Origin of the sequence: Streptomyces sp. NPDC046215 (assembly GCF_040646215.1) — a bacterium.
Classification (GTDB): Bacteria; Actinomycetota; Actinomycetes; order Streptomycetales; family Streptomycetaceae; genus Streptomyces; species Streptomyces stramineus.
The window spans coordinates 1-22,515 of sequence record NZ_JBEYZW010000108.1; the positions used below are offsets into that span (position 1 = coordinate 1).

The 22,515-nt window shown below is 71.2% G+C and carries 17 protein-coding genes and 1 pseudogene; 8 read left to right on the forward strand and 10 right to left on the reverse strand.

Annotation, left to right across the window (positions count from 1 at the left end):
* Both ABZ951_RS30160 and ileS read right to left on the reverse strand, forming a co-directional pair.
* Nucleotides 1-87, reverse strand: a pseudogene (locus tag ABZ951_RS30160) (MarR family transcriptional regulator); the annotation flags it as partial.
* A gap of 42 nt (nt 88-129) precedes the next feature.
* Nucleotides 130-3,273 (reverse strand): isoleucine--tRNA ligase, encoded by a 3,144-nt coding sequence (ileS, locus tag ABZ951_RS30165; RefSeq protein ID WP_344096537.1) that lies wholly within the window; start codon nt 3,271-3,273, stop codon nt 130-132.
* Between the two features lie 462 nt (nt 3,274-3,735).
* On the opposite strand from ileS, the gene ABZ951_RS30170 reads away from it, so the two are divergent.
* The 5 genes from ABZ951_RS30170 to ABZ951_RS30190 all read left to right on the forward strand — a co-directional run bounded on the left by ABZ951_RS30170 (nt 3,736) and on the right by ABZ951_RS30190 (nt 8,620).
* Entirely contained in the window at nt 3,736-4,752 is a 1,017-nt protein-coding gene (locus tag ABZ951_RS30170; protein ID WP_344096536.1) for a TraR/DksA C4-type zinc finger protein, read from the forward strand.
* A gap of 100 nt (nt 4,753-4,852) precedes the next feature.
* Nucleotides 4,853-5,425 carry a signal peptidase II gene (gene lspA, locus ABZ951_RS30175; RefSeq protein ID WP_344096535.1) on the forward strand — a complete coding sequence of 191 codons (573 nt, stop codon included), beginning with the start codon at nt 4,853-4,855 and terminating at the stop codon, nt 5,423-5,425.
* A gap of 73 nt (nt 5,426-5,498) precedes the next feature.
* The gene (locus ABZ951_RS30180; RefSeq protein WP_344096534.1) at nt 5,499-6,440 is read left to right on the forward strand and encodes an RluA family pseudouridine synthase; all 942 of its coding nucleotides are present in this window, start codon (nt 5,499-5,501) and stop codon (nt 6,438-6,440) included.
* Nucleotides 6,437-6,919 carry a GNAT family N-acetyltransferase gene (locus ABZ951_RS30185; RefSeq protein WP_344096532.1) on the forward strand — a complete coding sequence of 161 codons (483 nt, stop codon included), beginning with the start codon at nt 6,437-6,439 and terminating at the stop codon, nt 6,917-6,919. Before ABZ951_RS30180 ends, ABZ951_RS30185 begins: the two co-directional genes overlap by 4 nt.
* A gap of 117 nt (nt 6,920-7,036) precedes the next feature.
* Nucleotides 7,037-8,620 carry a Na+/H+ antiporter gene (locus ABZ951_RS30190; RefSeq protein WP_344096530.1) on the forward strand — a complete coding sequence of 528 codons (1,584 nt, stop codon included), beginning with the start codon at nt 7,037-7,039 and terminating at the stop codon, nt 8,618-8,620.
* A 31-nt stretch (nt 8,621-8,651) separates the two neighbouring features.
* Here the strand turns inward: ABZ951_RS30190 and ABZ951_RS30195 are convergent, their stop codons facing one another.
* Complete coding sequence (locus ABZ951_RS30195; protein ID WP_344096528.1) at nt 8,652-9,755, reverse strand: mechanosensitive ion channel domain-containing protein; 1,104 nt, start codon at nt 9,753-9,755, stop codon at nt 8,652-8,654.
* A gap of 109 nt (nt 9,756-9,864) precedes the next feature.
* On the opposite strand from ABZ951_RS30195, the gene ABZ951_RS30200 reads away from it, so the two are divergent.
* Complete coding sequence (locus ABZ951_RS30200) at nt 9,865-10,455, forward strand: dienelactone hydrolase family protein (protein ID WP_344096526.1); 591 nt, start codon at nt 9,865-9,867, stop codon at nt 10,453-10,455.
* A gap of 105 nt (nt 10,456-10,560) precedes the next feature.
* Here the strand turns inward: ABZ951_RS30200 and ABZ951_RS30205 are convergent, their stop codons facing one another.
* The 6 genes from ABZ951_RS30205 to ABZ951_RS30230 form a co-directional block, all read right to left on the reverse strand.
* Complete coding sequence (locus ABZ951_RS30205) at nt 10,561-12,195, reverse strand: alkaline phosphatase D family protein (RefSeq protein ID WP_344096523.1); 1,635 nt, start codon at nt 12,193-12,195, stop codon at nt 10,561-10,563.
* 91 nt (nt 12,196-12,286) lie between these two features.
* Entirely contained in the window at nt 12,287-13,117 is an 831-nt protein-coding gene (locus ABZ951_RS30210) for a thioredoxin domain-containing protein (RefSeq protein ID WP_344096521.1), read from the reverse strand.
* Nucleotides 13,118-13,156: 39 nt separating this feature from the next.
* Nucleotides 13,157-13,834 (reverse strand): hypothetical protein, encoded by a 678-nt coding sequence (locus ABZ951_RS30215; RefSeq protein WP_361281244.1) that lies wholly within the window; start codon nt 13,832-13,834, stop codon nt 13,157-13,159.
* 86 nt (nt 13,835-13,920) lie between these two features.
* Nucleotides 13,921-14,742 (reverse strand): thioredoxin domain-containing protein, encoded by an 822-nt coding sequence (locus ABZ951_RS30220; protein ID WP_344096519.1) that lies wholly within the window; start codon nt 14,740-14,742, stop codon nt 13,921-13,923.
* 51 nt (nt 14,743-14,793) lie between these two features.
* On the reverse strand, nt 14,794-15,435 hold the full coding sequence (locus tag ABZ951_RS30225; protein WP_344096516.1) for a hypothetical protein: 642 nt from the start codon (nt 15,433-15,435) through the stop codon (nt 14,794-14,796).
* A 38-nt stretch (nt 15,436-15,473) separates the two neighbouring features.
* Nucleotides 15,474-16,799 carry a DUF2252 domain-containing protein gene (locus ABZ951_RS30230; RefSeq protein WP_344096514.1) on the reverse strand — a complete coding sequence of 442 codons (1,326 nt, stop codon included), beginning with the start codon at nt 16,797-16,799 and terminating at the stop codon, nt 15,474-15,476.
* Nucleotides 16,800-16,997: 198 nt separating this feature from the next.
* Between ABZ951_RS30230 and dnaE the strand changes: the two genes are divergently transcribed.
* Nucleotides 16,998-20,546: a DNA polymerase III subunit alpha gene (gene dnaE / locus ABZ951_RS30235; RefSeq protein WP_344096512.1), complete on the forward strand. Its 3,549-nt coding sequence runs from the start codon at nt 16,998-17,000 to the stop codon at nt 20,544-20,546.
* 125 nt (nt 20,547-20,671) lie between these two features.
* Here dnaE and ABZ951_RS30240 read toward each other — a convergent pair whose 3' ends face one another.
* Nucleotides 20,672-20,845, reverse strand: coding sequence for a hypothetical protein (locus ABZ951_RS30240; protein WP_184730600.1), 174 nt, complete (start codon nt 20,843-20,845; stop codon nt 20,672-20,674).
* A 254-nt stretch (nt 20,846-21,099) separates the two neighbouring features.
* Here ABZ951_RS30240 and ABZ951_RS30245 point away from each other — a divergent pair, with 254 nt between their 5' ends.
* Nucleotides 21,100-22,410 (forward strand): NYN domain-containing protein, encoded by a 1,311-nt coding sequence (locus ABZ951_RS30245; RefSeq protein WP_361281241.1) that lies wholly within the window; start codon nt 21,100-21,102, stop codon nt 22,408-22,410.
* Nucleotides 22,411-22,515 lie beyond the last annotated feature (105 nt).

Below are 22,515 nucleotides of genomic sequence, written 5' to 3' on the forward strand. Positions count from 1 at the left end.
CCAGAGGACCATCATCGCCAGGTACTGCGGATAGGTGAGGGAGAGGTCCTTGAGGGCACTGCGGTAGACGCCGCCGAAGGCCCGCGCATGCGCCCCGGACGGCCGGTTCGTGGAGGCTGAGGCGGCTCGCTACGCCTTGCGGAGGCGGAACGTGAGCCCGAGGCCCTCGTCCTCGAACGGCTCGCCGAACGTTTCGTCACCCTCGCCCGGGGCGAAGTCCGTCGCCAGCACCTCGTCGGCGATGAGGGCGGAGTGCTCGCCCAGCGCCGTCGTGGTCTCCGCCTCGGTCGCCTGCCAGCGCAGGGCGATCCGGTCGGCGACGTCGAGGCCGCTGTTCTTGCGGGCCTCCTGGATCAGCCGGATCGCGTCCCGGGCGAGGCCCGCCCGGCGCAGTTCCTGGGTGATCTCCAGGTCGAGGGCCACCGTGGCACCGGAGTCGGAGGCCACCGACCAGCCCTCGCGCGGGGTCTCGGTGATGATGACCTCGTCCGGGGCGAGCGTGACGGTCTCCCCGTCGACGACCACCGAGGCCGTGCCCTCGCGCAGGGCGAGCGACAGCGCGGCGGCGTCCGCCTCGGCGACGGCCTTGGCCACCGCCTGGACGCCCTTGCCGAACCGCTTGCCCAGGGCGCGGAAGTTGGCCTTGGCCGTGGTGTCGACCAGCGAACCGCCGACCTCGCTCAGCGAGGCCAGGGAGGAGACGTTCAGCTCCTCGGTGATCTGCGCCCGCAGCTCCGCGCCCAGCGACTCGAAGCCGGCGGCCGCGACCAGCGCACGGGACAGCGGCTGACGGGTCTTGACGCCCGACTCGGCGCGCGTGGCGCGGCCGAGCTCGACAAGGCGCCGCACGAGCAGCATCTGCTGGGACAGCGTCGGGTCGATGAGGGCGGCGTCCGCCTTCGGCCAGGTGGAGAGGTGGACCGACGCCGGGGCCTCGGGGTCGACGGGCACGATCAGGTCCTGCCACACCCGCTCGGTGATGAAGGGCACCAGCGGGGCCATCAGCCGGGTGACCGTCTCGACGACCTCGTGCAGGGTGCGCAGCGCGGCCGCGTCACCCTGCCAGAACCGGCGGCGCGAGCGCCGCACGTACCAGTTGGACAGGTCGTCCACGAAGGAGGACAGGAGCTTGCCGGCGCGCTGGGTGTCGTACGCCTCCAGCGCCTGGGTGACCTGGTCGGTCAGGGTGTTCAGCTCGCCCAGCAGCCAGCGGTCGATCAGCGGCCGGTCGGCCGGGGCCGGGTCGGACGCGGAGGGCGCCCACTGCGACGTCCGGGCGTACAGGGCCTGGAAGGCGACCGTGTTCCAGTAGGTGAGGAGCGTCTTGCGGACGACCTCCTGGATCGTGCCGTGGCCCACGCGGCGCGCGGCCCACGGGGAGCCGCCGGCCGCCATGAACCAGCGGACGGCGTCGGCGCCGTGCTGGTCCATCAGCGGGATGGGCTGGAGGATGTTGCCCAGGTGCTTGGACATCTTCCGGCCGTCCTCGGCGAGGATGTGGCCCAGGCAGACGACGTTCTCGTAGCTCGACTTGTCGAAGACAAGGGTGCCGACCGCCATCAGGGTGTAGAACCAGCCGCGGGTCTGGTCGATGGCCTCCGAGATGAACTGCGCCGGGTAGCGCTTCTCGAAGAGCTCCTTGTTCTTGTACGGGTAGCCCCACTGCGCGAACGGCATGGAACCCGAGTCGTACCAGGCGTCGATGACCTCGGGCACCCGGACGGCGGTGTGCGCGCAGCCGTCGGCGGAGCAGGTGAAGGTGACGTCGTCGATGTACGGGCGGTGCGGGTCCAGCGCGCTCTGGTCGGTGCCGGTGAGCTCGCTCAGCTCGGCGAGCGAGCCGACGCAGGTGAGGTGGTCGTCCTCGCAGCGCCAGATGGGCAGCGGGGTGCCCCAGTAGCGGTTGCGGGAGAGCGCCCAGTCGATGTTGTTGTTCAGCCAGTCGCCGAAGCGGCCGTGCTTGACCGACTCGGGGAACCAGTTGGTCTGCTCGTTCTCCTGGAGCAGCCGGTCCTTCACCGCGGTGGTGCGGATGTACCAGGACGGCTGCGCGTAGTAGAGGAGCGCGGTGTGGCAGCGCCAGCAGTGCGGGTAGCTGTGCTCGTAGGCCACGTGCTGGAAGAGCAGGCCGCGCTCGGAGAGGTCCGCGACGAGCTTCTCGTCGGCCTTCTTGAAGAACTCGCCGCCGACGAGGCGGAGGCCCTCCTCGAAGGTACCGTCGGGGCGCACCGGGTTCACGACCGGCAGGCCGTAGGCGCGGCAGGTCTTGAGGTCGTCCTCACCGAAGGCGGGGGCCTGGTGGACGAGGCCGGTGCCGTCCTCGGTCGTCACGTACTCGGCGTTGACGACGAAGTTGGCGCCCTCCAGCTCGACGAGGTCGAACGGGCGGCGGTAGGCCCAGCGCTCCATCTCGCGGCCGGTGAAGGACTGGCCGGTGGCGGTCCAGCCCTCGCCGAGGGCCTTCTCCAGCAGCGGCTCGGCGACGACCAGCTTCTCGTTGCCGTCGGTGGCCACGACGTAGGTGACGTCCGGGTGCGCGGCGGCGGCGGTGTTGGACACCAGCGTCCACGGTGTGGTCGTCCACACCAGCAGCGCCGCCTCGCCGGCCAGCGGGCCGGAGGTCAGCGGGAAGCGGACGAAGACGGAGGGGTCGACGACCGTCTCGTAGCCCTGCGCCAGCTCGTGGTCGGACAGGCCGGTGCCGCAGCGGGGGCACCAGGGGGCGACGCGGTGGTCCTGGACCAGCAGGCCCTTGTTGAAGATCTCCTTCAGCGACCACCACACCGACTGGACGTAATCGGGGTCCATGGTGCGGTACGCGTCGTCCAGATCGACCCAATAGCCCATGCGGGTGGTCAGCTCGGTGAACGCGTCGGTGTGGCGGGTGACGGACTCGCGGCACTTGGCGTTGAACTCGGCGATGCCGAACTTCTCGATGTCCTGCTTGCCGTTGAAGCCGAGCTCCTTCTCCACCGCGAGCTCGACCGGCAGGCCGTGGCAGTCCCAGCCGGCCTTGCGGCCGACGTGGTAGCCCTGCATGGTGCGGAAGCGGGGGAAGACGTCCTTGAAGACGCGGGCCTCGATGTGGTGGGCGCCGGGCATGCCGTTGGCGGTGGGCGGGCCCTCGTAGAAGACCCACTCCGGGCGGCCCTCGGACTGCTCCAGGGTGCGGGCGAAGACCTTCTGCTCCTGCCAGAACTCCAGCACGGCGTGCTCAAGGGCGGGCAGGTCTACCTGGGCGGGTACCTGGCGGTACTGCGGCTGCGGACTCATCTGGGGCTTCCTCCGGCGGAACGTCATTGCGCTGTCCGTCGGAGGGACGAGAGCTCCGGGCCCCCGCGGTACCACCCTCCTTGGCCGCAGGCAGCAGCCTCCGGCCCCCTCATTGGGTCGCGATGCCGGTTCTACTGACCCCTGGGGGCGTTCCTCCGGCGGCTCAGGGGTGATCTTCACACCGTGCACGCCCCCGGGCTTCCACCGTCCCCGGGTCGCTCATGGCTGCGTACGGGGCTACTCGTCCCTTCCACGCCTCTCGCTCGGCCCAGTGTACGGGGCGGGGCCGCCGGTGGCCTACCGGTTTCCCCGGCCCGGCACCCGGCCGATTACGCCGATTACCGGGCCGGGGGCGGGGCACAACGGATGAGACCGGCGTGCCCCGTTGCCGCGTGACCGGTGGAGATTTATCGTTCCCGCACGATTCGCGCGCAAGATCATAAAATGTGAGGGGCCGCGGCCATGGTGGCGAAGAAGGCAGCGAAGGCCGCCGAGCGGGCCGGGGCGGCCGTGCCGGCGGAGCGGGCCGGGGCCGCGCCCGCCGGGAAGACCGCGCCCGCGAAGAAGGCGGCCTCCCGAACGGCCGCGGCCGCCGGAGGGACCGCCACCGGGGAGACGGCCGGCCGGACGGCGCACAAAGCAGTGAAGAAGACAGCGGAGAAGACAGCGAAGAAGACAGCAGGGCGAACGGCGGAGAAGGTGGCGGAGAAGACGGCCGGAAAGACCGCCGTGCAGGCCGCTGAAAAGGCCGAGCCCGGCAAGAAGACAGCCCGGAGCGCGGCCGGGGCGACGGCGCCGGCCGAGAAGACCGCACAGAAGACCGCCACGAAGACCGCCGCGAAGGCCGTGAAGAAAGCGGTGAAGAAAGCGGTGAAGAAGACGGCGGAGAAGACGGCCGCGCCTGCCGGTGGTGCCGCGGCCGGAAAGAGCGCCGGGACCGTTCCGGCCGAGAAGACCGCACCTGCCACAAGGGCGGTGCCCGCGAAGAAGACGGGAGCCAGGACGGTGGCTGCGAAGAAGACGATGGACGAGGACCGGGCGGCGGGAAAGGTCCCCGGTGCCCGGGGGGCCACTGCCCAGGCCCCCGGCGAGCTGGCGGTGCGGCCGGGCGAGGACCCCTGGACACCGGCGGAGGTGGCGGAGGCGCGCACGGAGCTGCAGGACGAGGTCTCGCGGCTGCGCACCGAGATCACGGCGTCGGAGGAGGCGATCAGCGGGCTGATGCGCGACTCGGGCGACGGCGCCGGTGACGATCAGGCGGACACCGGCACCAAGAACATCACGCGCGAGCACGAGCTGGCCCTGGCCGCCAACGCGCGCGAGATGCTGCTCCAGACCGAGCGGGCGCTGGAGCGGCTCGACGCGGGCACGTACGGGCTCTGCGAGAACTGCGGCAAGCCCATCGGCAAGGCGCGTATGCAGGCGTTTCCCCGCGCGACGCTGTGCGTGGAGTGCAAACAGCGGCAGGAACGCCGCTGACCCGCGGCCGGGGGCGTGCCGTACCCTCGTGCTCAGTCAGGCAGGCCCTGGCGCCCATCGAGCGCGGCAGCGCGCAGCGGGACGACGTCGAAGGACTCACGTGACAGAGGCGGAACAGACCACCGGCACGCCTGGAGGCGCCGACGGGACCAGCGGGGCGCCGGCGGGCGGCCCGGGCGCCGCCAGGGGCGGTCGGCGCATCGCGGTGCTCCTCGGCGTCGCCGCCTTCGCCTACCTCCTCGACCTGGGCACCAAGCTGTTCGTGGTGGCCAATCTGGAGCACCACGACCCGATCGAGGTGTTCGGCACCTGGCTCCAGTTCGAGGTGGTCCGCAACCGCGGCGCGGCCTTCGGCCTCGGCGAGGCGATGACGATCGTCTTCACGATCATCGCCTCCGTGGTGATCGTGGTGATCGCCCGGATCGCCCGCAAGCTCTACAGCCTTCCCTGGGCGATCGCGCTGGGCCTGCTGCTGGGCGGCGCGTTCGGCAACCTCACCGACCGGCTCTTCCGGGCGCCCGGCGGCTTCGAGGGCGGCGTGGTGGACTTCATCGCCCCGGCGCACTTCGCGGTCTTCAACCTCGCCGACTCCGCGATCGTCTGCGGCGGCTTCCTGATCGTCATCCTCTCCTTCCGGGGGCTGGACCCGGACGGCACCGTCCACAAGGACTGACGGCGGCCACCGGCGGCCCGGTCCGTGAGGACTGACGTGCGGGTCCGCCGGGCCCGTCCGTCATACTCGACGGGTGAGCACCATTCCCGAGATCCGCGCCCTGCCCGTACCCGACGGCCTCGAAGGCGAGCGCGTCGACGCCGCCATCGCCCGCATGTTCGGCTTCTCCCGCACCAAGGCGGCCGAGCTGGCGGCCGCGGGCAAGGTCCAGCTCGACGGGGCCGAGGCCGGGAAGTCCGACCGGGTCACCGGCGGCGCCTGGCTCGAGGTCGAGATGCCGGCCGCGCCCGCGCCCGTGCAGATCGTCGCCGAGCCCGTCGAGGGCATGGAGATCGTCCACGACGACGACGACATCGTCGTGATCGTCAAGCCGGTCGGCGTGGCCGCCCACCCCAGCCCCGGCTGGACGGGCACCACCGTCATCGGCGGCCTGGCCGCCGCGGGCTACCGCATCTCCACCTCGGGCGCCTCCGAGCGGCAGGGCATCGTGCACCGCCTGGACGTCGGCACCTCCGGCCTGATGGTCGTCGCCAAGTCCGAGCGCGCCTACACGCTGCTCAAGCAGCAGTTCCGCGAGCGCACGGTCGACAAGCGCTACCACGCCCTGGTCCAGGGCCACCCGGACCCGATGAGCGGCACCATCGACGCCCCCATCGGCCGCCACCCCAACCACGACTACAAGTGGGCGGTCACCGCCGAGGGCAAGCCGTCGGTGACCCACTACGACCTCATCGAGGCGTTCCGGGCCGCCAGCCTCCTGGACATCAAGCTGGAGACCGGCCGTACGCACCAGATCCGGGTGCACATGTCCGCCCACCGCCACCCGTGCGTGGGCGACCTCACCTACGGCGCCGACCCGACGCTCGCCAAGCGGCTGCGGCTGACGCGCCAGTGGCTGCACGCCATGCGGCTCGGCTTCGAGCACCCCGAGGACGGGCGCTGGGTGGAGTTCGAGAGCGCCTACCCCGAGGACCTGCAGCGCGCCCTGGACATCGTGCGCGCCGAGAGCGCGTGAGGCGGGCGCCCGCCTTTCCCGTCCGCCTCGCCGGGCCGGAGGAACTGGCCGGCTGCCACGCGGTGCGCCGTGAGGTCTTCATCGCCGAGCAGGGCGTGCCGGAGACGGAGGAGATGGACGCCTACGACGCCGACGCCGTCCACTTCCTGGCCACCGGGCCCCTCGGCCCGGTCGGCACGGTGCGCTTCCTGTACGGCGGGCCCGCCCGGAAGAAGTACGGGTCCGCGGGCGTCGACGACGACAGCACGGCCGTTCTCGGCCGGCTCGCCGTCGGCCGGGCCGCGCGGGGCAGTGGCCTGGGTGCCGCGCTGGTCCGGGCCGTGGAGGCGGAAGCCCGGCGGCTCGGCCTGGCCCGGGTGTACCTGGAGGCGCAGACTCCGGCGCTGGGCTTCTACGAGCGGCTGGGGTACACCGCCCACGGTCCGGAGTTCGACGAGGGCAGCGGCATCCCGCACCGAGCCATGACGAAGGCCCTGTGAGAGACCTGCGGGACACCTGGGGCGGGTGTCGACAACTGCCCGGCTGATCGGGTTTGCCGGGTTCCATGGCAGGCTGGTGCGTGAACGACTGTTCCCCCACCCGCCCGGAGGGCTTCCGTGGACCAGCTCGCCCTGCTGTTCGTCCTGCTGATCGGGGCGGTGGTCATGGTGCCGCTGGCGGACCGGCTGGGGCTGCCGTCCCCGGTGCTGATGACCCTGGGCGGCATCGTCCTGGCGCTGCTGCCCTTCGTCCCCAATGTGGACGTACCGCCGGAATTCATTCTTCCGCTGGTGCTGCCGCCCCTGCTCTACGCCTCCGTGCAGCGCACCTCGTGGCGCCAGTTCACGGCCAATCTCCGGCCGATCCTGCTGCTCGCCGTCGCCCTCGTCTTCGTGACGACCGCCGCCGTCGCCGTCGTCGCCAACGCCGTCGTGCCCGGCATCTCGCTCGCGGCCGCCGTCGTTCTCGGCGCGCTCGTCGCCCCTCCCGACCCCGTGGCGGCCACCGCCGTCGCCGGCTCCCTCGGGCTGCCGCGCCGCCTGGTGTCCATCCTGGAGGGCGAGGGGCTCTTCAACGACGTCACCGCCATCGTGCTCTACCACGTGGCCATCGCCGCGGCCGTCAGCGGCAGCTTCTCGGTGCCCGACGCCGTGGGGGCGCTCGTGCTGTCCGCCGTGGTGGCCCTCGCGATCGGGCTGGCGCTCGGCTGGATGGCCAAGAAGCTCATGGACGTCCTCGGCGACGCGACGCTCCAGATCGGGCTCACCCTGCTGGTGCCGTTCGTCTCCTACGTGCTGGCCGAGGAGTTCCGGGGCTCCGGGGTGCTCGCCGTGCTCGTCACCGCGCTCTTCCTCGCCGAGCACGCCTCGGACGCCGACGATGTCCTCGGGCGGCTGGCCGGGCACACCTTCTGGGAGGTCGTCGACACCCTCGTCACCGGGGTCGCCTTCGGTCTCATCGGCCTCGAACTCCACAACGTCTTCGGCACCGCCTCCGGCCGCTGGGAGGAGATGCTGCGGATCGGGGGCGCCGTCGTCGCCGTCGTCATCGGCGTCCGGCTGCTGTGGCTGCTGCCCGCGGCCTGGCTCGCCAAGAAGCTGCACCACCTCCGGGACATCGAGGAGGAGGTCCCCATGAGCTGGCGGGAGACCGTCGTCATGTGGTGGTCCGGGATGCGCGGCGTCGCCTCGGTCGCCCTGGCCCTGGCGATCCCGCTGAAGATGGACGACGGCTCGCCCTTCCCCGCCCGCGAAGAGATCCTCTTCATCGCCTTCGCCGTCATCATGGCCACCCTCGTCGTCCAGGGCCTGACCCTGCCCTGGCTGGTCAAGCGGCTCGGCGTGCGGTCCGACGCCGACGCCGAGCGCGAGACCGCCCGCAAGCTCGCCGTCCGCGCCGCCAAGGCCGCCAAGCGCCGCCTCAAGGAGATCGAACAGGTCGAGGACCTCCCCGACGACCTCGTCGAGACCCTCACCCGGCGCGCCTACGACGTCGGGGCCCGCATCAGCCCCGACATGCTGGACGAGGAGCGGCGCGAGGCCCACGCGAAGCGCGTGGAGCGGATCCGGGCCGTACAGCGGATCCAGGGCGAGATGCTCTCCGCCGCCCGCCACGAGGTGCTGGCGGCCCGCAGCGAGCCCGGCGCCGACCCGGAGATCGTCGACCGGGTGCTGCGCCACCTGGACGTACGGAGCCTGTGACCCCGACCGGCCCTGCCCGGCCCTGACCGGCTCAGACGGCCCCCGGGCCCGGGCCGACGTCCCCCGCGGTCGGCGGGGTCTGCCGCCGGTCGGGGGCGTCCTCCAGGCCCGGGGCCGCCGCGGTGTTCAGGCGCGGCAGCGCGTAGGGGTGCTCCCGCCGCAGCCACTCGATCATGTGTTCGCGCACGACGCAGCGCAGCGCCCAGATGTCGTCGGCGTCCTTGGCGGTGACCAGCGCCCGCACCTGGATGGTGGAGGGGGTGGTGTCGGTGACCACCAGGCTCCAGGCCCGCTGGTCCCACTCCAGCGTGGACTTCAGCACGTCGTGCAGGTGCTCGCGCATCAGGTCGACGGGCGTGGAGTGGTCGAGGTGGAAGAAGACCGTGCCCGTCATCCGCGGGTTGTTGCGCGACCAGTTCTCGAACGGGCGGCCGGTGAAGTACGACACCGGCATGGTGATGCGCCGCTCGTCCCAGGTCGTCACGACCAGATACGTCAGGGTGATCTCCTCGACCCGGCCCCACTCGCCCTCCACGACCACGGTGTCCCCGATGCGCACCACGTCGCCGAAGGCGATCTGCAGCCCAGCGAAGAGGTTGCCGAGCGTGGACTGGGCGGCCACACCGGCGACGATGCCGATCAGACCGGCCGAGGCCAGCAGCGACGTCCCCACGGTCTTCATGGCCGGGAAGGTCAGCAGCATCGCCGCTCCCGCCACCACGCACACGACCGCCGTGACGACCCGCTGGATCAGCGTCACCTGGGTCCGCACCCGGCGCACCCGGGCCGGGTCGTGCGCGCTCGCCTCGTAGCGGGTGTAGGACGCCTCCACTATGGCGACGGCGATCCGCACCGCCAGCCAGGCGCACGCCCCGATGAGCACCAGGGTCAGCACATGGCCGACGAGCTCCTCGTGCTCCTCGGTGAGCTTCGCGGAGCGGTAGCTGCCGCGCAGCAGGGCGCTGCACAGCACCACCTGGAGGGGCAGCCGGCAGCGGCGCAGCAGGCTCCACAGCGGGGTCTCGGGCCGGCGCTCCCCGATCCGGCGCACCACTTGGTCCGCGATCCACCCCACGATCAGGGTGATGACCAGTGCGCCGCCGATGACGGACACGGGACGCAATACGCCCTCCATGGACTCCTCAGCTCCTTCCGGCAGACTGCCGCTCACCGGTGGACGCCTCCCCCCGACCGTAACTGGCACGATGGGGATCACGCGATCCACCTGTTAGGAAGTGACTCCAGTGGCGTCCTCTACCACGATTGTCCTGTTTCATTCGGCCTACGGGCTCCGGCCTGCCGTACACGCCGCCGCCGAGCGCCTGCGCGCCGCCGGGCACGAGGTGCACGTTCCGGACCTTTACGACGGCCGGACGACGGACACCGTCGAGGAGGGCATGGCCGTCAAGGACGAGATCGGCAAGGAGGAGCTGCTCAAGCGCGCCATCACGGCGGCGGCCCCGCTGTCGGACCGCGGGCTGGTCTACGCCGGGTTCTCGCTCGGCGGGTCGATCGCGCAGAACCTGGCGCTGGGCGACGAGAAGGCGCGCGGGCTGCTGCTCCTGCACGGCACCTCCGACCTCGCCGAGGACGCGGCCGTGGACGAGCTGCCGGTGCAGCTGCACGTCGCCGACCCCGACCCCTTCGAGCCGCACGACTGGCTGAACGCCTGGTACCTGCGGATGCAGCGGGCGGGCGCGGACGTGGAGGTCCACCGCTACCCCGGGGCCGGCCACCTGTTCACCGACCCGGAGCTCGCCGACTACGACCAGGAGGCGGCCGAGGCCACGTGGACGGTGGCGCTCGGCTTCCTGGAGGAACTGTCGGCGCGTTAGCGCCTGTCCGGCGGGTTTTCGGCTGAGCTCAGCCGAACCAGCCCGTCCGGCGATTGAGGACACCGCCGCGCAGCGGTGGTGCGCCCCGCAACCCGCCGGCCCGCGCTAGCGGACAGGTGCCTTCGCCCGCTCGACGCGCTGGGTGCCCGAGAGCGTCCGGTACGAGCGGGCCCAGGACGACGTGGCCTTCGGGTTCCGCTTGTCGGAGAGCACGTAGTAGTCCATCTGGGCCCGCTCGGCGGTGACGTCGAGGACGCCGTAGCCGTGCGAGTCCATGTCGACCCACTGCACGTGCCGGTTGGCGGCCTTGATGGCGCCGGTGGCGACCAGCGAAGCGGTGTGCGGCAGGACGCGCAGGCTTTCGTCGAGGTTGTCGGAGGTCACCGAGGTGACCACGAACTCCGTGGCGACGGACGGCGACAGGGGGTACGTCGCGGCCTGCTTCGGCACGTCGGCGGCCCACGCCATGTGGATGTCGCCGGTCAGGAAGACGGTGTTGCGCACGCCCCGGTCGGTGAGGTGCGTGAGCAGTTCCCGCCGGTCGTGCGTATAGCCGTCCCACTGGTCGGTGTTGACGGCCAGGCCGCCCGCGGGCAGCCCCAGCAGCTTGGCGAGCGGCTCCATCAGGTGGGCCGGCAGAGAGCCGAAGGCCACCGGGGAGATCATCACGGAGTTGCCGACGAACCGCCAGGTGGTGTCGGAGGACGCCAGGCCCGCCTTCAGCCAGTCGAGCTGGGCGCGCCCGGTGAGCGTGCGGGCCGGGTCGTCCACGGCCCCGTTGCCGGTTTTGGCCTGCTGCGAGCGGAACGAGCGCAGGTCGGTCAGGAGCAGATCGGCCAGCTTGCCGAACCGCAGCTGCCGGTAGGTGGTGCCCTCCACCGAGGGTCTGACGGGCATCCACTCGAAGTACGCCTGCTTCGCCGCCGCCATCCGCGCCGCCCAGTCGCCCTCGGTGCCGGGGGTGTGGTTCCCGGCGCCGCCCGCCCACGTGTTGTCGGCGAACTCGTGGTCGTCCCAGATGGCGATGACCGGGTGCGCGGCGTGCAGGGCCTGGAGGTCGGGGTCGGTCTTGTAGTGGCCGTGCCGGGTGCGGTAGTCCGCGAGGTCGACGATCTCGTGGGCGGGGGAGTGCGGGCGGACGACGTCCTTGGCGGCCGGGTACTCGCCGGAGCCGTACTCGTAGATGTAGTCGCCGAGGTGGAGGACGGCGTCCAGGTCGCGGCGGTCCGCGAGGTGGCGGTAGGCGGCGAACCAGCCCGACTCCCAGTTGGCGCAGGAGACCACGCCGAAGCGGATGCCGGGGGTGGCGGCGTCACGCGCCGGGGCGGTGCGGGTGCGCCCGGCGGGGGAGTGCGCGCCGTCGGCGGTGAAGCGGTAGAAGTACGCGGTGGCCGGGCGCAGGCCGCGGACGTCGGCCTTGACGGTGTGGTCGCCCGCCGCGGTGGCCCGGGCGCTGCCGCGCGCGACGACCCTGGCGAACGAGGCGTCCTCGGCGACCTCCCAGGCGACCTCGACGGCGGGGCCGCGCCCGGAGCCCGGGGTGGCGTCCGGGGCGGGGGTGACCCGGGTCCACAGCAGGACTCCGTCGGGGAGCGGATCGCCGGAGGCGACCCCGTGCCGGAAGGCGGTGGCACCGTCAGCGGCGTGGGCCGAGGGGCCGGCGGCGAACGGGAGGAGAGCGGCGCCTGCGGCGACCGCCGTGACGGCGGTGCGGCGCGATATTCGGGGGTGATGAGTCACGGACCATCACCTTACTGACAGGTAAGGCCATGAGCGGACGGAATCTGACAGTTCGTCCGCCCATGGCTCATTCGTTACTGTTTCTTCGCCGCTACTTCTTCGGGCCGAATTCCTTGTCGATGGCGGCGATGAACGCCTCCTTGGCCATCGGCGGGTTCTTGGAGCCCTCGGCGGTCAGCGTCTTGTCGCCGTGCAGCAGCGCGGGGGTGCCGCCGATCTTGTTCTTCTTGAAGAGCGTGCCCATCTCCAGGGCCCACTTGTCGTAGGTGCCCTCGGTGACGTTCTTCTCGAAGTCCTTGTTGCCCTTGAGGGCCGGGACCTGCTGGGCGATGTCGATCAGCTTCTTGTCGTCGGCGAAGGCGTCGTCCCGCTCGTCCGGGTGGTTCTTCGGCGCGAAGAGGGCCTTCTTGTACTCGACGAACGCTTCCTTGCTGACGTTCAGGGCGGCGCCGAGCGCGCTGACGGCGTTCTTCGACCCCGTGCCCGGGACGCCGTCGTCGATGAAGTTCACCATGACGAAGCGGGCCTTGTAGCGGCCGTCCTTCACGTCCTGCTGCAACTGCTCACCGGAGGCCCGCTCGAAGCTCGCGCACGACGGGCAGCGCGGGTCCTCGTAGACGGTGAGGGTCTCCTTCGCCTTGTCGTCACCGATGATGATCTCTTCGCCGTCCTTGCCGGTGGCGTTGGCCGGCTTGATGAGGGGCTTGTCCGCCGCCGCGGCCCACTCGCCCTTGCCGGCGCCGCCGTCGTTCATCTTGCTCACCGCGACGCCGATGCCGCCGGCTATCGCGAGGACGACGACGATGGAGCCGGCGACGACGAGCTGGCGGCGCGTCTTGTCCTTCTTGGCCTGGCGTTCGCGCTCGGCGCGCAGCCGCTCGCGGGCGGCCTGCTTGTTCTGCTGGTTGTTCCGGTTGCTCATGATGTCTTCTCCGTGGGGAAACGCTGGGGACCGCTGGGCTCAGGCAGGTGCCGGGCGACCGGGCGGCCCGCGGCGGACCACGGAGTGGACGAGCAGCGGGAGGCTGCGGGGGAGGGGGGCCCGGCGCACGGGCCGCGGCGGCGGGCGGTGCGGGCCCGCGGCCGGGGCGGGCGCCAGGAGGCCGGTCAGCAGCGGGCGGAAGGCGAACGCGGCGATCGCGCGCAGCAGCCGGGTCAGCGCCACCTCGCCGCGCCGCAGCCAGGCGGCGGCCAGCAGGCCCACGGCGAGGTGGCAGGCGAGCAGCAGCCAGGGGACGGCCGGGCCGGCGGCCTGCGCGGGGGCGTCCTGCCCGGCGGCCATCCGGGCCAGCGGGGTGCCGAAGTCGCCGCCGCGGCAGACCAGGTCGACGCCCATGGAGCGCAGCGGGCCCGAGACCGGCCCGCCGGCCCGCCCGTAGCAGGCGTGCTGGCCGGTGGTGAAGACGGTGTCCGCCGCCAGCTCCAGGGGCACGAGAAGGGCGGCTATCCGCCCGTAGCTCCGTTCACGGCCGGCCAGCGCGTAGGCGACCAGGAAGAACGCGGCCGACAGCACGGCGACCGTGGACAGCGGCAGCGGCACCCGGGAGAGCAGGACGTGGGAGGCCGCGGACAGGGTGACGCACAGTGCGGTGAAGAACGCCGCGCGCAGCGCCCTCAGTCGAACTCCCGTCCCCTCCATGAGTGCGAAGTGTGCCACGGCCACGGTGGGGTGTCGCGTCAAGATTCGGCATCAATGGCGGGAACGGCACGTCCGGTGCCCGGTGGTCAGGACTTGAGCTGCTCGTCGACGGCCTTGGAGTACTGCTCGGGGGTGATCGGGGTGTTCTTCCCGTCCGCGGTCAGCTTCTTCCCGTCGAGCTTGAGCGTCGGGGTGCCGGTGACGTCCTTGTTGCTGTCGAAGGCGTCGGACACCTCCAGCGCCCACTTGTCGAAGGTGCCGTCCTTGACGTTCTTCTCGAACTGCGCGTTGCCCTTGAGCGCCGGCACCTCGTTGGCGATCTTCAGCAGGACGTCGTCCTTGGCGTAGTCGTCCTTCGTCTCCTGCGGGTGGTTGGCCTTGGAGTAGAGGGCCTTGTTGTACGCGCTGAAGGCGTCGGGGCTGACGTCGAGGGCGGCGCCCAGCGCGCTGAGGGCGTTCTTGGAGCCGACGCCGCCGAAGTTCCGGTCGAGGAACGTGGCGATGTGGTACGAGACCTTGTACTTGCCGTCCTTGACGTCCTTGTCGACCGTTGCGCCGACGTTCTGCTCGAAGACCGAGCAGATCGGGCAGCGCATGTCCTGGAAGAGGTCCAGGGTGTGCGCGGCCTTCTTGTCACCGATGACGATCTCGGTGCCCTTCTCGCCGGCGGTGTTGGCGGGCTTGACCAGTTCCTTCTTCGCCGCCGCCGTCCAGGCGGAGTCCGAGTCCTTGCCGCCCAGCTGCGTGACGGCCACACCGATGCCCGCCGCGACGGCCAGGATCGCGACGACCGATCCGCCGACGACGAGCCGGCGGCGGGTCCGGTCCTTCTTGGCCTGGCGTTCGCGCTCGGCGCGCAGCCGCTCGCGGGCGGCCTGCTTGTTCTGGTGGCTGTTGCGCTTGCTCATGCTGATCACTTCTCCGTGCCGGTCGTGCTGTTCGTGCGGGATCCGTACTGCTCAGGCGGGGGCGGTGCCCGGGCAGCGCGGGGGACCGCGCCGGACGACGGAGTGCAGGAGGCGGGGAGAGGCGGCGGGCACCCGCGCGCGGCGCACGGCCCGCGGGGGTGCCGCGGCGGGGCGGGCGGGCGCGGCGAGTGCCGCGGCGGCCACCAGCAGGGGCCGGAAGGCGGCCGTGGCGACGGCGGTCAGGAGCCGGCCGAAGGCCGCCTCACCGCGCCGCAGCCAGGCGGCGGCCAGCAGCCCGACCGCGACGTGCGCGCCGAACAGCAGCCAGGAGGCGGAGGCCGGGCCGCTCGCCGGGGCGAAGGGCCCGCCGATGTCGCCACCGCCGCACAGCGCGGTGAGCGCGCCGGGCACGGGGTGGCCACCGGTGCCGTAGCAAGCCTGCTGCCCGGTGGTGAAGAGCGCGTCGACGGCCAGCTCCAGGGGGATCAGGAGCCCGGCGATGTGCCGGAAGCCGCGCTCCCGGCCCGCCAGCGCGTAGGCGAGCGCGAAGACGGCGGCGCAGGCCCCGGCGACCGTCGGCAGGGGCAGCGCCTTGCCGGAGAGCAGCACGTGGGAAGCCGCGGACAGCATCACGCACAGCGCTGTGAACAGCGCCGCGCGCAATGCCCGCAAGCGTGCCGCTGAAACGTCCATGACGGGAAAAGTCTGCCACGGACGGCCATAAATGCTGACTAAAGCCCTGGGATGCGGCCGTTCCGGAACAGGTCCACGAAGATCTGGTGGTCCGCGCGGGCCCGCGCCCCGTAGGAGTGCGCGAAGTCCGTGAGCAGCTTGGGGAAGCCCTCCTCGTCGGCGGCGAGCACGGCGTCGATGGCCCGCTCGGTGGAGAAGGGGACCAGCGAGTGGCCGCTCTGGTCGTCGGCCGCCGCGTGCATGGTGGCCGTGGCCCGGCCCAGGTCGGCGACGACGGCGGCGATCTCCGCAGGGTCGTCGATGTCGGACCAGTCGAGGTCGACCGCGTAGGGGGAGACCTCGGCGACGAGCTGCCCGATGCCGTCGAGCTCCGTCCAGCCCAGCCACGGGTCGGCGTGGGCCTGGAGAGCGCGCTGCGAGATGACCGTGCGGTGCCCCTCGTGCCGGAAGTAGGAGCGCACCCGCCCGTCGGTGACGTGCCGCGAGACCGCCGGGGTCTGCCCCTGCTTCATGTAGATGACGACGTCGTTCTCCAGGGCGTCGCTGTTGCCCTCCAGGAGGATGTTGTACGAGGGCAGGCCGGCGCTGCCGATCCCGATGCCGCGGCGGCCGACGACGTCCTTGACGCGGTAGGAGTCGGGGCGGCCCAGGCTCGTCTCGGGGAGGGTCTCCAGGTAGCCGTCGAAGGCGGCGAGGATCTTGTAGCGGGTCGCGGCGTCCAGTTCGATCGCGCCGTCGTCGGGGAAGAAGCGCCGGTCGAAGTCCCGGATCTCCGTCATCGAGGCGAGCAGCCCGAAGCGGGTCATCGAGCGGGCCTCGCGCAGCGCCTCCAGCAGCGGGCCGTCCGCGGTGTCCAGGGTGAAGGGCGGGACCTCCTCGTTCCGGGCCCCGGTGGCCAGGGCGTGGATGCGCTCGCGGTAGGCGGCCGCGTAGGTCCGCACCAGCTCGGTGATCTTCTCGTCGCTGAGCGCCTTGGTGTAGCCGATGAGGGCGATCGAGGCGGCGAAGCGCTTGAGGTCCCAGGTGAAGGGGCCCACGTACGCCTCGTCGAAGTCGTTGACGTTGAAGACCAGCCGGCCGTTGGCGTCCATGTACGTGCCGAAGTTCTCGGCGTGCAGATCGCCGTGGATCCACACCCGGCTCGTGCGCTCGTCCAGGTAGGGGCCGCTGTCCCCGCCCTCTTCCAGGTCGCGGTAGAAGAGGCAGGCCGTGCCGCGGTAGAAGGCGAAGGCCGAGGCCGCCATCTTGCGGAATTTGACCCGGAAGGCGGCGGGGTCGGCCGCGAGCAGCTCACCGAAGGCGGTGTCGAAAACGGCGAGGATCTCCTCGCCGCGCTGCGTGGCCCGGTCGTGCTCGAGCGCCATCGCTGGGTCCTCCTGGTTGATCATCAAGCTGGTTCCGTGCCGGTTTCGCACCGGCTCCGTGCCGTCCGTGACGCACGGATGTTTCCTTCGCCTCAACGCGTGAGGCCACCCTCTCGTGCCCGGTGATGTCAGTGGGGGCCGGTAACCTTCAAAGCTGTCTCCCCGCTGTCGCCGACCGTTCGCCGGAGGTCCTCCACCGTGTCTGTACCGTCCAGGCCCCCCTTCACGCACCTGCACGTACACACGCAGTACTCCCTGCTGGACGGGGCTGCGCGGCTCAAGGACATGTTCAATGCCTGCAATGAGATGGGCATGACACACATTGCCATGTCCGACCACGGCAACCTCCACGGCGCCTACGACTTCTTCCACCAGGCCAAGAAGGCGAACGTCACCCCGATCATCGGCATCGAGGCGTACGTCGCCCCCGAGTCCCGGCGCAACAAGCGGCGCATCCAGTGGGGCCAGCCGCACCAGAAGCGCGACGACGTCTCCGGCTCGGGCGGCTACACCCACAAGACGATCTGGGCGGCGAACAAGACCGGTCTGCACAACCTCTTCCGCCTCTCCTCGGACGCCTACGCCGAGGGCTGGCTGACGAAGTGGCCCCGGATGGACAAGGAGACGATCTCCCAGTGGTCCGAGGGCCTGATCGCCTCCACCGGCTGCCCCTCCGGCGAGGTGCAGACGCGGCTGCGGCTCGGCCAGTTCGACGAGGCCGTGCAGGCCGCCAGTGACTACAAGGACATCTTCGGCGAGGGCCGGTACTTCCTGGAGCTGATGGACCACGGCATCGAGATCGAGCGCCGCGTCCGCGACGGCCTGCTGGAGATCGGCAAGAAGCTCGGCATCCCGCCGCTGGTCACCAACGACTCGCACTACACCTACGCGCACGAGGCCACCGCCCACGACGCCCTGCTGTGCATCCAGACCGGCAAGAACCTCTCCGACCCCGACCGCTTCCGCTTCGACGGCACCGGCTACTACCTGAAGTCGACGGAGGAGATGTACGCCATCGACTCCTCCGACGCCTGGCAGGAGGGCTGCGCCAACACCCTCCTGGTCGCCCAGCAGATCGACACCACCGGCTGGTTCGAGAAGCGCGACCTGATGCCGAAGTTCGACGTGCCGGAGGGGCACACCGAGGTCAGCTGGTTCCGCGAGGAGACCATGCGCGGCATGGCCCGCCGCTACCCCGGGGGCATCCCCGAGGACCGGCTCAAGCAGGTCGAGTACGAGATGGACATCATCATCTCGATGGGCTTCCCGGCCTACTTCCTCGTCGTCGCCGACTTCATCATGTGGGCCAAGAACAACGGCATCGCCGTCGGCCCCGGCCGGGGCTCCGCGGCCGGCTCGATCGTCGCCTACGCCATGGGCATCACCGACCTCGACCCCATCGAGCACGGCCTGATCTTCGAGCGGTTCCTCAACCCCGAGCGCATCTCCATGCCCGATGTCGACATCGACTTCGACGAGCGCAGGCGCGCCGAGGTGATCAGATATGTGACGGAGAAGTACGGCGCCGACAAGGTCGCCATGATCGGCACCTACGGCACCATCAAGGCCAAGAACGCCATCAAGGACTCCGCGCGCGTCCTGGGCTATCCCTACGCGATGGGCGACCGCCTCACCAAGGCCATGCCCGCCGACGTCCTCGGCAAGGGCATCCCCCTCTCCGGCATCCTCGACCCGCAGCACCCGCGCTACAGCGAGGCCGGCGAGATCCGCGGGATGTACGAGAACGAGCCCGACGTGAAGAAGGTCATCGACACCGCGCGCGGCGTCGAGGGCCTCGTCCGGCAGATGGGCGTGCACGCCGCCGGTGTGATCATGTCCAGCGAGACCATCACCGACCACGTGCCGGTCTGGGTCCGGGCCTCCGACGGCGTCACCATCACCCAGTGGGACTACCCGAGCTGCGAGTCGCTCGGCCTCCTGAAGATGGACTTCCTGGGCCTGCGCAACCTCACCATCATGGACGACGCCGTCAAGATGGTGAAGGCGAACAAGGGCGTCGAGCTCGACCTGCTGAAGATCCCGCTGGACGACCCCACCACGTACGAGCTGCTCTGCCGCGGTGACACGCTCGGCGTCTTCCAGTTCGACGGCGGCCCCATGCGCTCCCTGCTGCGCCTGATGAAGCCCGACAACTTCGAAGACATTTCCGCCGTCTCGGCCCTGTACCGGCCGGGCCCGATGGGCATGAACTCGCACACCAACTACGCCCTGCGCAAGAACGGCCAGCAGGAGATCACCCCGATCCACCCGGAGCTGGAGGAGCCGCTCAAGGAGGTCCTGGGTGTCACCCACGGCCTCATCGTGTACCAGGAGCAGGTGCAGAAGGCCGCCCAGATCATCGCCGGGTACTCCCTCGGCGAGGCCGACATCCTCCGCCGCGTCATGGGCAAGAAGAAGCCCGACGAGCTGGCGAAGAACTTCGTGTTCTTCAAGGAGGGCGCGAAGAAGAAGGGCTTCTCCGACGAGGCCATCCAGGCCCTGTGGGACGTGCTGGTGCCCTTCGCCGGCTACGCCTTCAACAAGGCGCACTCCTCCGCGTACGGCCTGGTCACTTACTGGACCGCCTACCTCAAGGCCAATTACCCGGCCGAGTACATGTCCGCGCTGCTCACCTCGGTGCGCGACGACAAGGACAAGTCGGCGATCTACCTCAACGAATGCCGCCGCATGGGCATCAAGGTGCTCCCGCCGAACGTCAACGAGTCCGAGGCCAACTTCGCGGCCCAGGGCGACGACGTGATCCTCTTCGGCCTCACCGCCGTCCGCAACGTCGGACAGAACGTGGTCGACTCGATCATCCGCTGCCGCAAGGCGAAGGGGAAGTACAGCTCCTTCCCCGACTTCCTCGACAAGGTCGAGGCCGTCGTCTGTAACAAGCGCACCGTCGAATCGCTGATCAAGGCCGGCGCCTTCGACGAGATGGGGCACACCCGCAAGGGCCTCACCGCGCACTACGAACCGATGATCGACAACGTGGTGCAGGTCAAGCGCAAGGAGGCCGAGGGGCAGTTCGACCTCTTCGGCGGCATGGGCGAGGAGGACAGCGACGAGCCGGGCTTCGGGCTCGACGTGGAGTTCTCCGATATCGAGTGGGAGAAGTCCTACCTCCTCGCGCAGGAGCGCGAGATGCTCGGCCTCTACGTCTCCGACCACCCGCTCTTCGGCATCGAGCACGTCCTCAACGACAAGGCCGACGCCGCGATCTCCCAGCTCACCGGCGGTGAGCACGCCGACGGCGCGATCGTCACCATCGGCGGCATCATCTCCGGCCTCCAGCGCAAGATGACCAAGCAGGGCAACGCCTGGGCCATCGCCACCGTCGAGGACCTGGCCGGCTCCATCGACTGCATGTTCTTCCCCGCCACCTACCAGCTGGTCTCCACCCAGCTCGTCGAGGACGCCGTCGTCTTCGTCAAGGGGCGCCTGGACAAGCGCGAGGACATCCCCCGGCTGGTCGCCATGGAGCTGATGGTCCCCGACCTCTCCAACGCCGGCACCAACGCCCCCGTGATCATCACCATCCCCACGGTAAAGGTCACCCCGCCCCTGGTGGAGAAGCTCGGCCAGGTCCTCACCCACCACCGCGGCTCCACCGAGGTCCGGATCAAGCTCCAGGGGGCGCGCAAGACGACCGTGCTCCGGCTCGACCGCCACCGGGTCACCCCCGACCCCGCGCTCTTCGGCGACCTCAAGGTGCTGCTCGGCCCCTCCTGCCTGGCGGGCTGAGCCGCCCCTTCGGTCCCGGCACCACCAGTGTGGGGCGCACCCGGAACAGCCGGGTGCGCCCCACACGTGCATCAAAGCGCCGGTCCACGCCGGGCAGTTGACCGCCCCGCGGCCCGCCGCGTGCCTCAGTTGTGGCCGAAACGCTTCTGACGGCCCTTGCGCGCCATGTCCCCCGGAGTGACCTGGGACTGCCGCTGGTCGGCCTGGGCCTCCATCGAGGAGCTCTTCGCCTGCTGCGTGCCGCGCTCGGCCGCGCTGGACTTCTGCTGCTCCCGGTTCTGCTTCCTGTTCTTCGCCATGCTCGTGTGCCTCCGCTCGGGGTGACCCCCCGCGAAACACCCTGGCACGCGTTGACGAATCGTGCATTTCGGGTAATTACCGTGCGTGATAGGTGCACTTATCGCCACGAGCCCGTATCCGCCACGCCGAAGATCCAGTTCGGACTGATAACCCCCGCGGGGTCGGGCAGACTCCAGGGAAAGCCAAGGCAAACCAGGGCACGCCCGTGCCGGGGGGCGACCGCACTTCTGGACTGACAGAAAGAGGGTGGAACGTGGACCGCTGCGTCGTCCTGGTGGACGCCGGCTATCTGCTGGGCGCCGCCGCGAGCCTGCTGGCCGGGGAACCCGCCCGGTCCCGCATCACCGTCGACCACGCGACCCTCATCCAAGGGCTCCGCGAGCGCGCCGAGGCCGAGACCGAACAGCCCCTGCTGCGGATCTACTGGTTCGACGGCGCCCCCGACCGGGTCCCCCAGCCCGAGCACCGCCGGCTGCGCGTCATGCCCCGGGTCACCGTCCGGCTCGGCGCCCTGACCCGCAGCGACGGCCGCTGGGCCCAGAAGGGCGTCGACGCGGCCATGCACGCCGAGCTCACCGAGCTCGCCCGCAACCGCGCCTGCTCCGACATCGTCCTCGTCACCGGCGACGGCGACCTCCTCCCCGGCCTGATGTCCGCCAAGGAGCACGGCGTCGCCGTCCACCTGTGGGCCGTCCAGGCCGCCGACGGCGACTACAACCAGTCCGAGGACCTCGTCGCCGAGGCCGACGAGCGCCGCGTCCTGGACCGCACCTGGATCACCCGGGCCGTCCGCGCCAAGGAACTCACCGGCATCTGCGCCCCGCCGCCCGCGCCCCGCCCCGAGATCGCCGCGATCCTCTCCGCCCCGCTCCCCGAGACCGCTGCCGCCGCCGCGGCGGCAGCGGCGAGCCGCGCGGCTGAGGCCCGCCCCGCCGAGCGCAACGGCACCCGCCCCGCCGCCCCCGCCCCCTCCTGCCCGGACGGCGAACGCGGCCAGGACGGCACCGAGCCGCCCTCCGGCCGGCCCGTGCCCACCCCGAAGGACCTCGCGGGCCTCCGCGGCCCCGCGGGCCCGCAGCCGGCCCAGGCCGGCCAGAGCGCCGCGGCCGCCCAGTCCGCGTCGGGGCTCGCGCCCAACGCCACGCTGCGCTGGTCCTCCGACAAGGGCTGGGTCGAGCGCGGCGCGGGCACCGGGCTCGGTGAACCTCCCGAAACCGCGTCCCTGCCGATGCTCGCCCAGCTCACCTCCGCCGAGCAGCGCTGGGCGGACCGCGAGGAGGACATCACCACCGTCGGCGGTGACCCCTTCGAGGTCGGCCAGGTCTTCGCCCGCCGCTGGACCGAGCGCCTCACCGACTCCATCCACCTCCAGCACCTCTCCACCGAATACCCCCGCATCCCGCACCGCATCGACGGCGAGCTGCTGCGCTACGCCGCCCGCTTCGGGCTCCTCGCCCACAAGGACGACCAGATCGACGAGCACGACCGCTACGCGATCCGGGCCGGCTTCTGGCGCGAGATCGACTCCCGCACGGCGGCGGAGCACGCCCCTGCCGGGGATTGACCCGTCCCCGGACGGGGGGGTGGTGGGGGGGGCCGGCCCCCCCCGACCCCCGCCGCGCGGGGGGGGGCCCCCCGCCCCGCGGGGGGGGGGGGCCCCCACCACGCC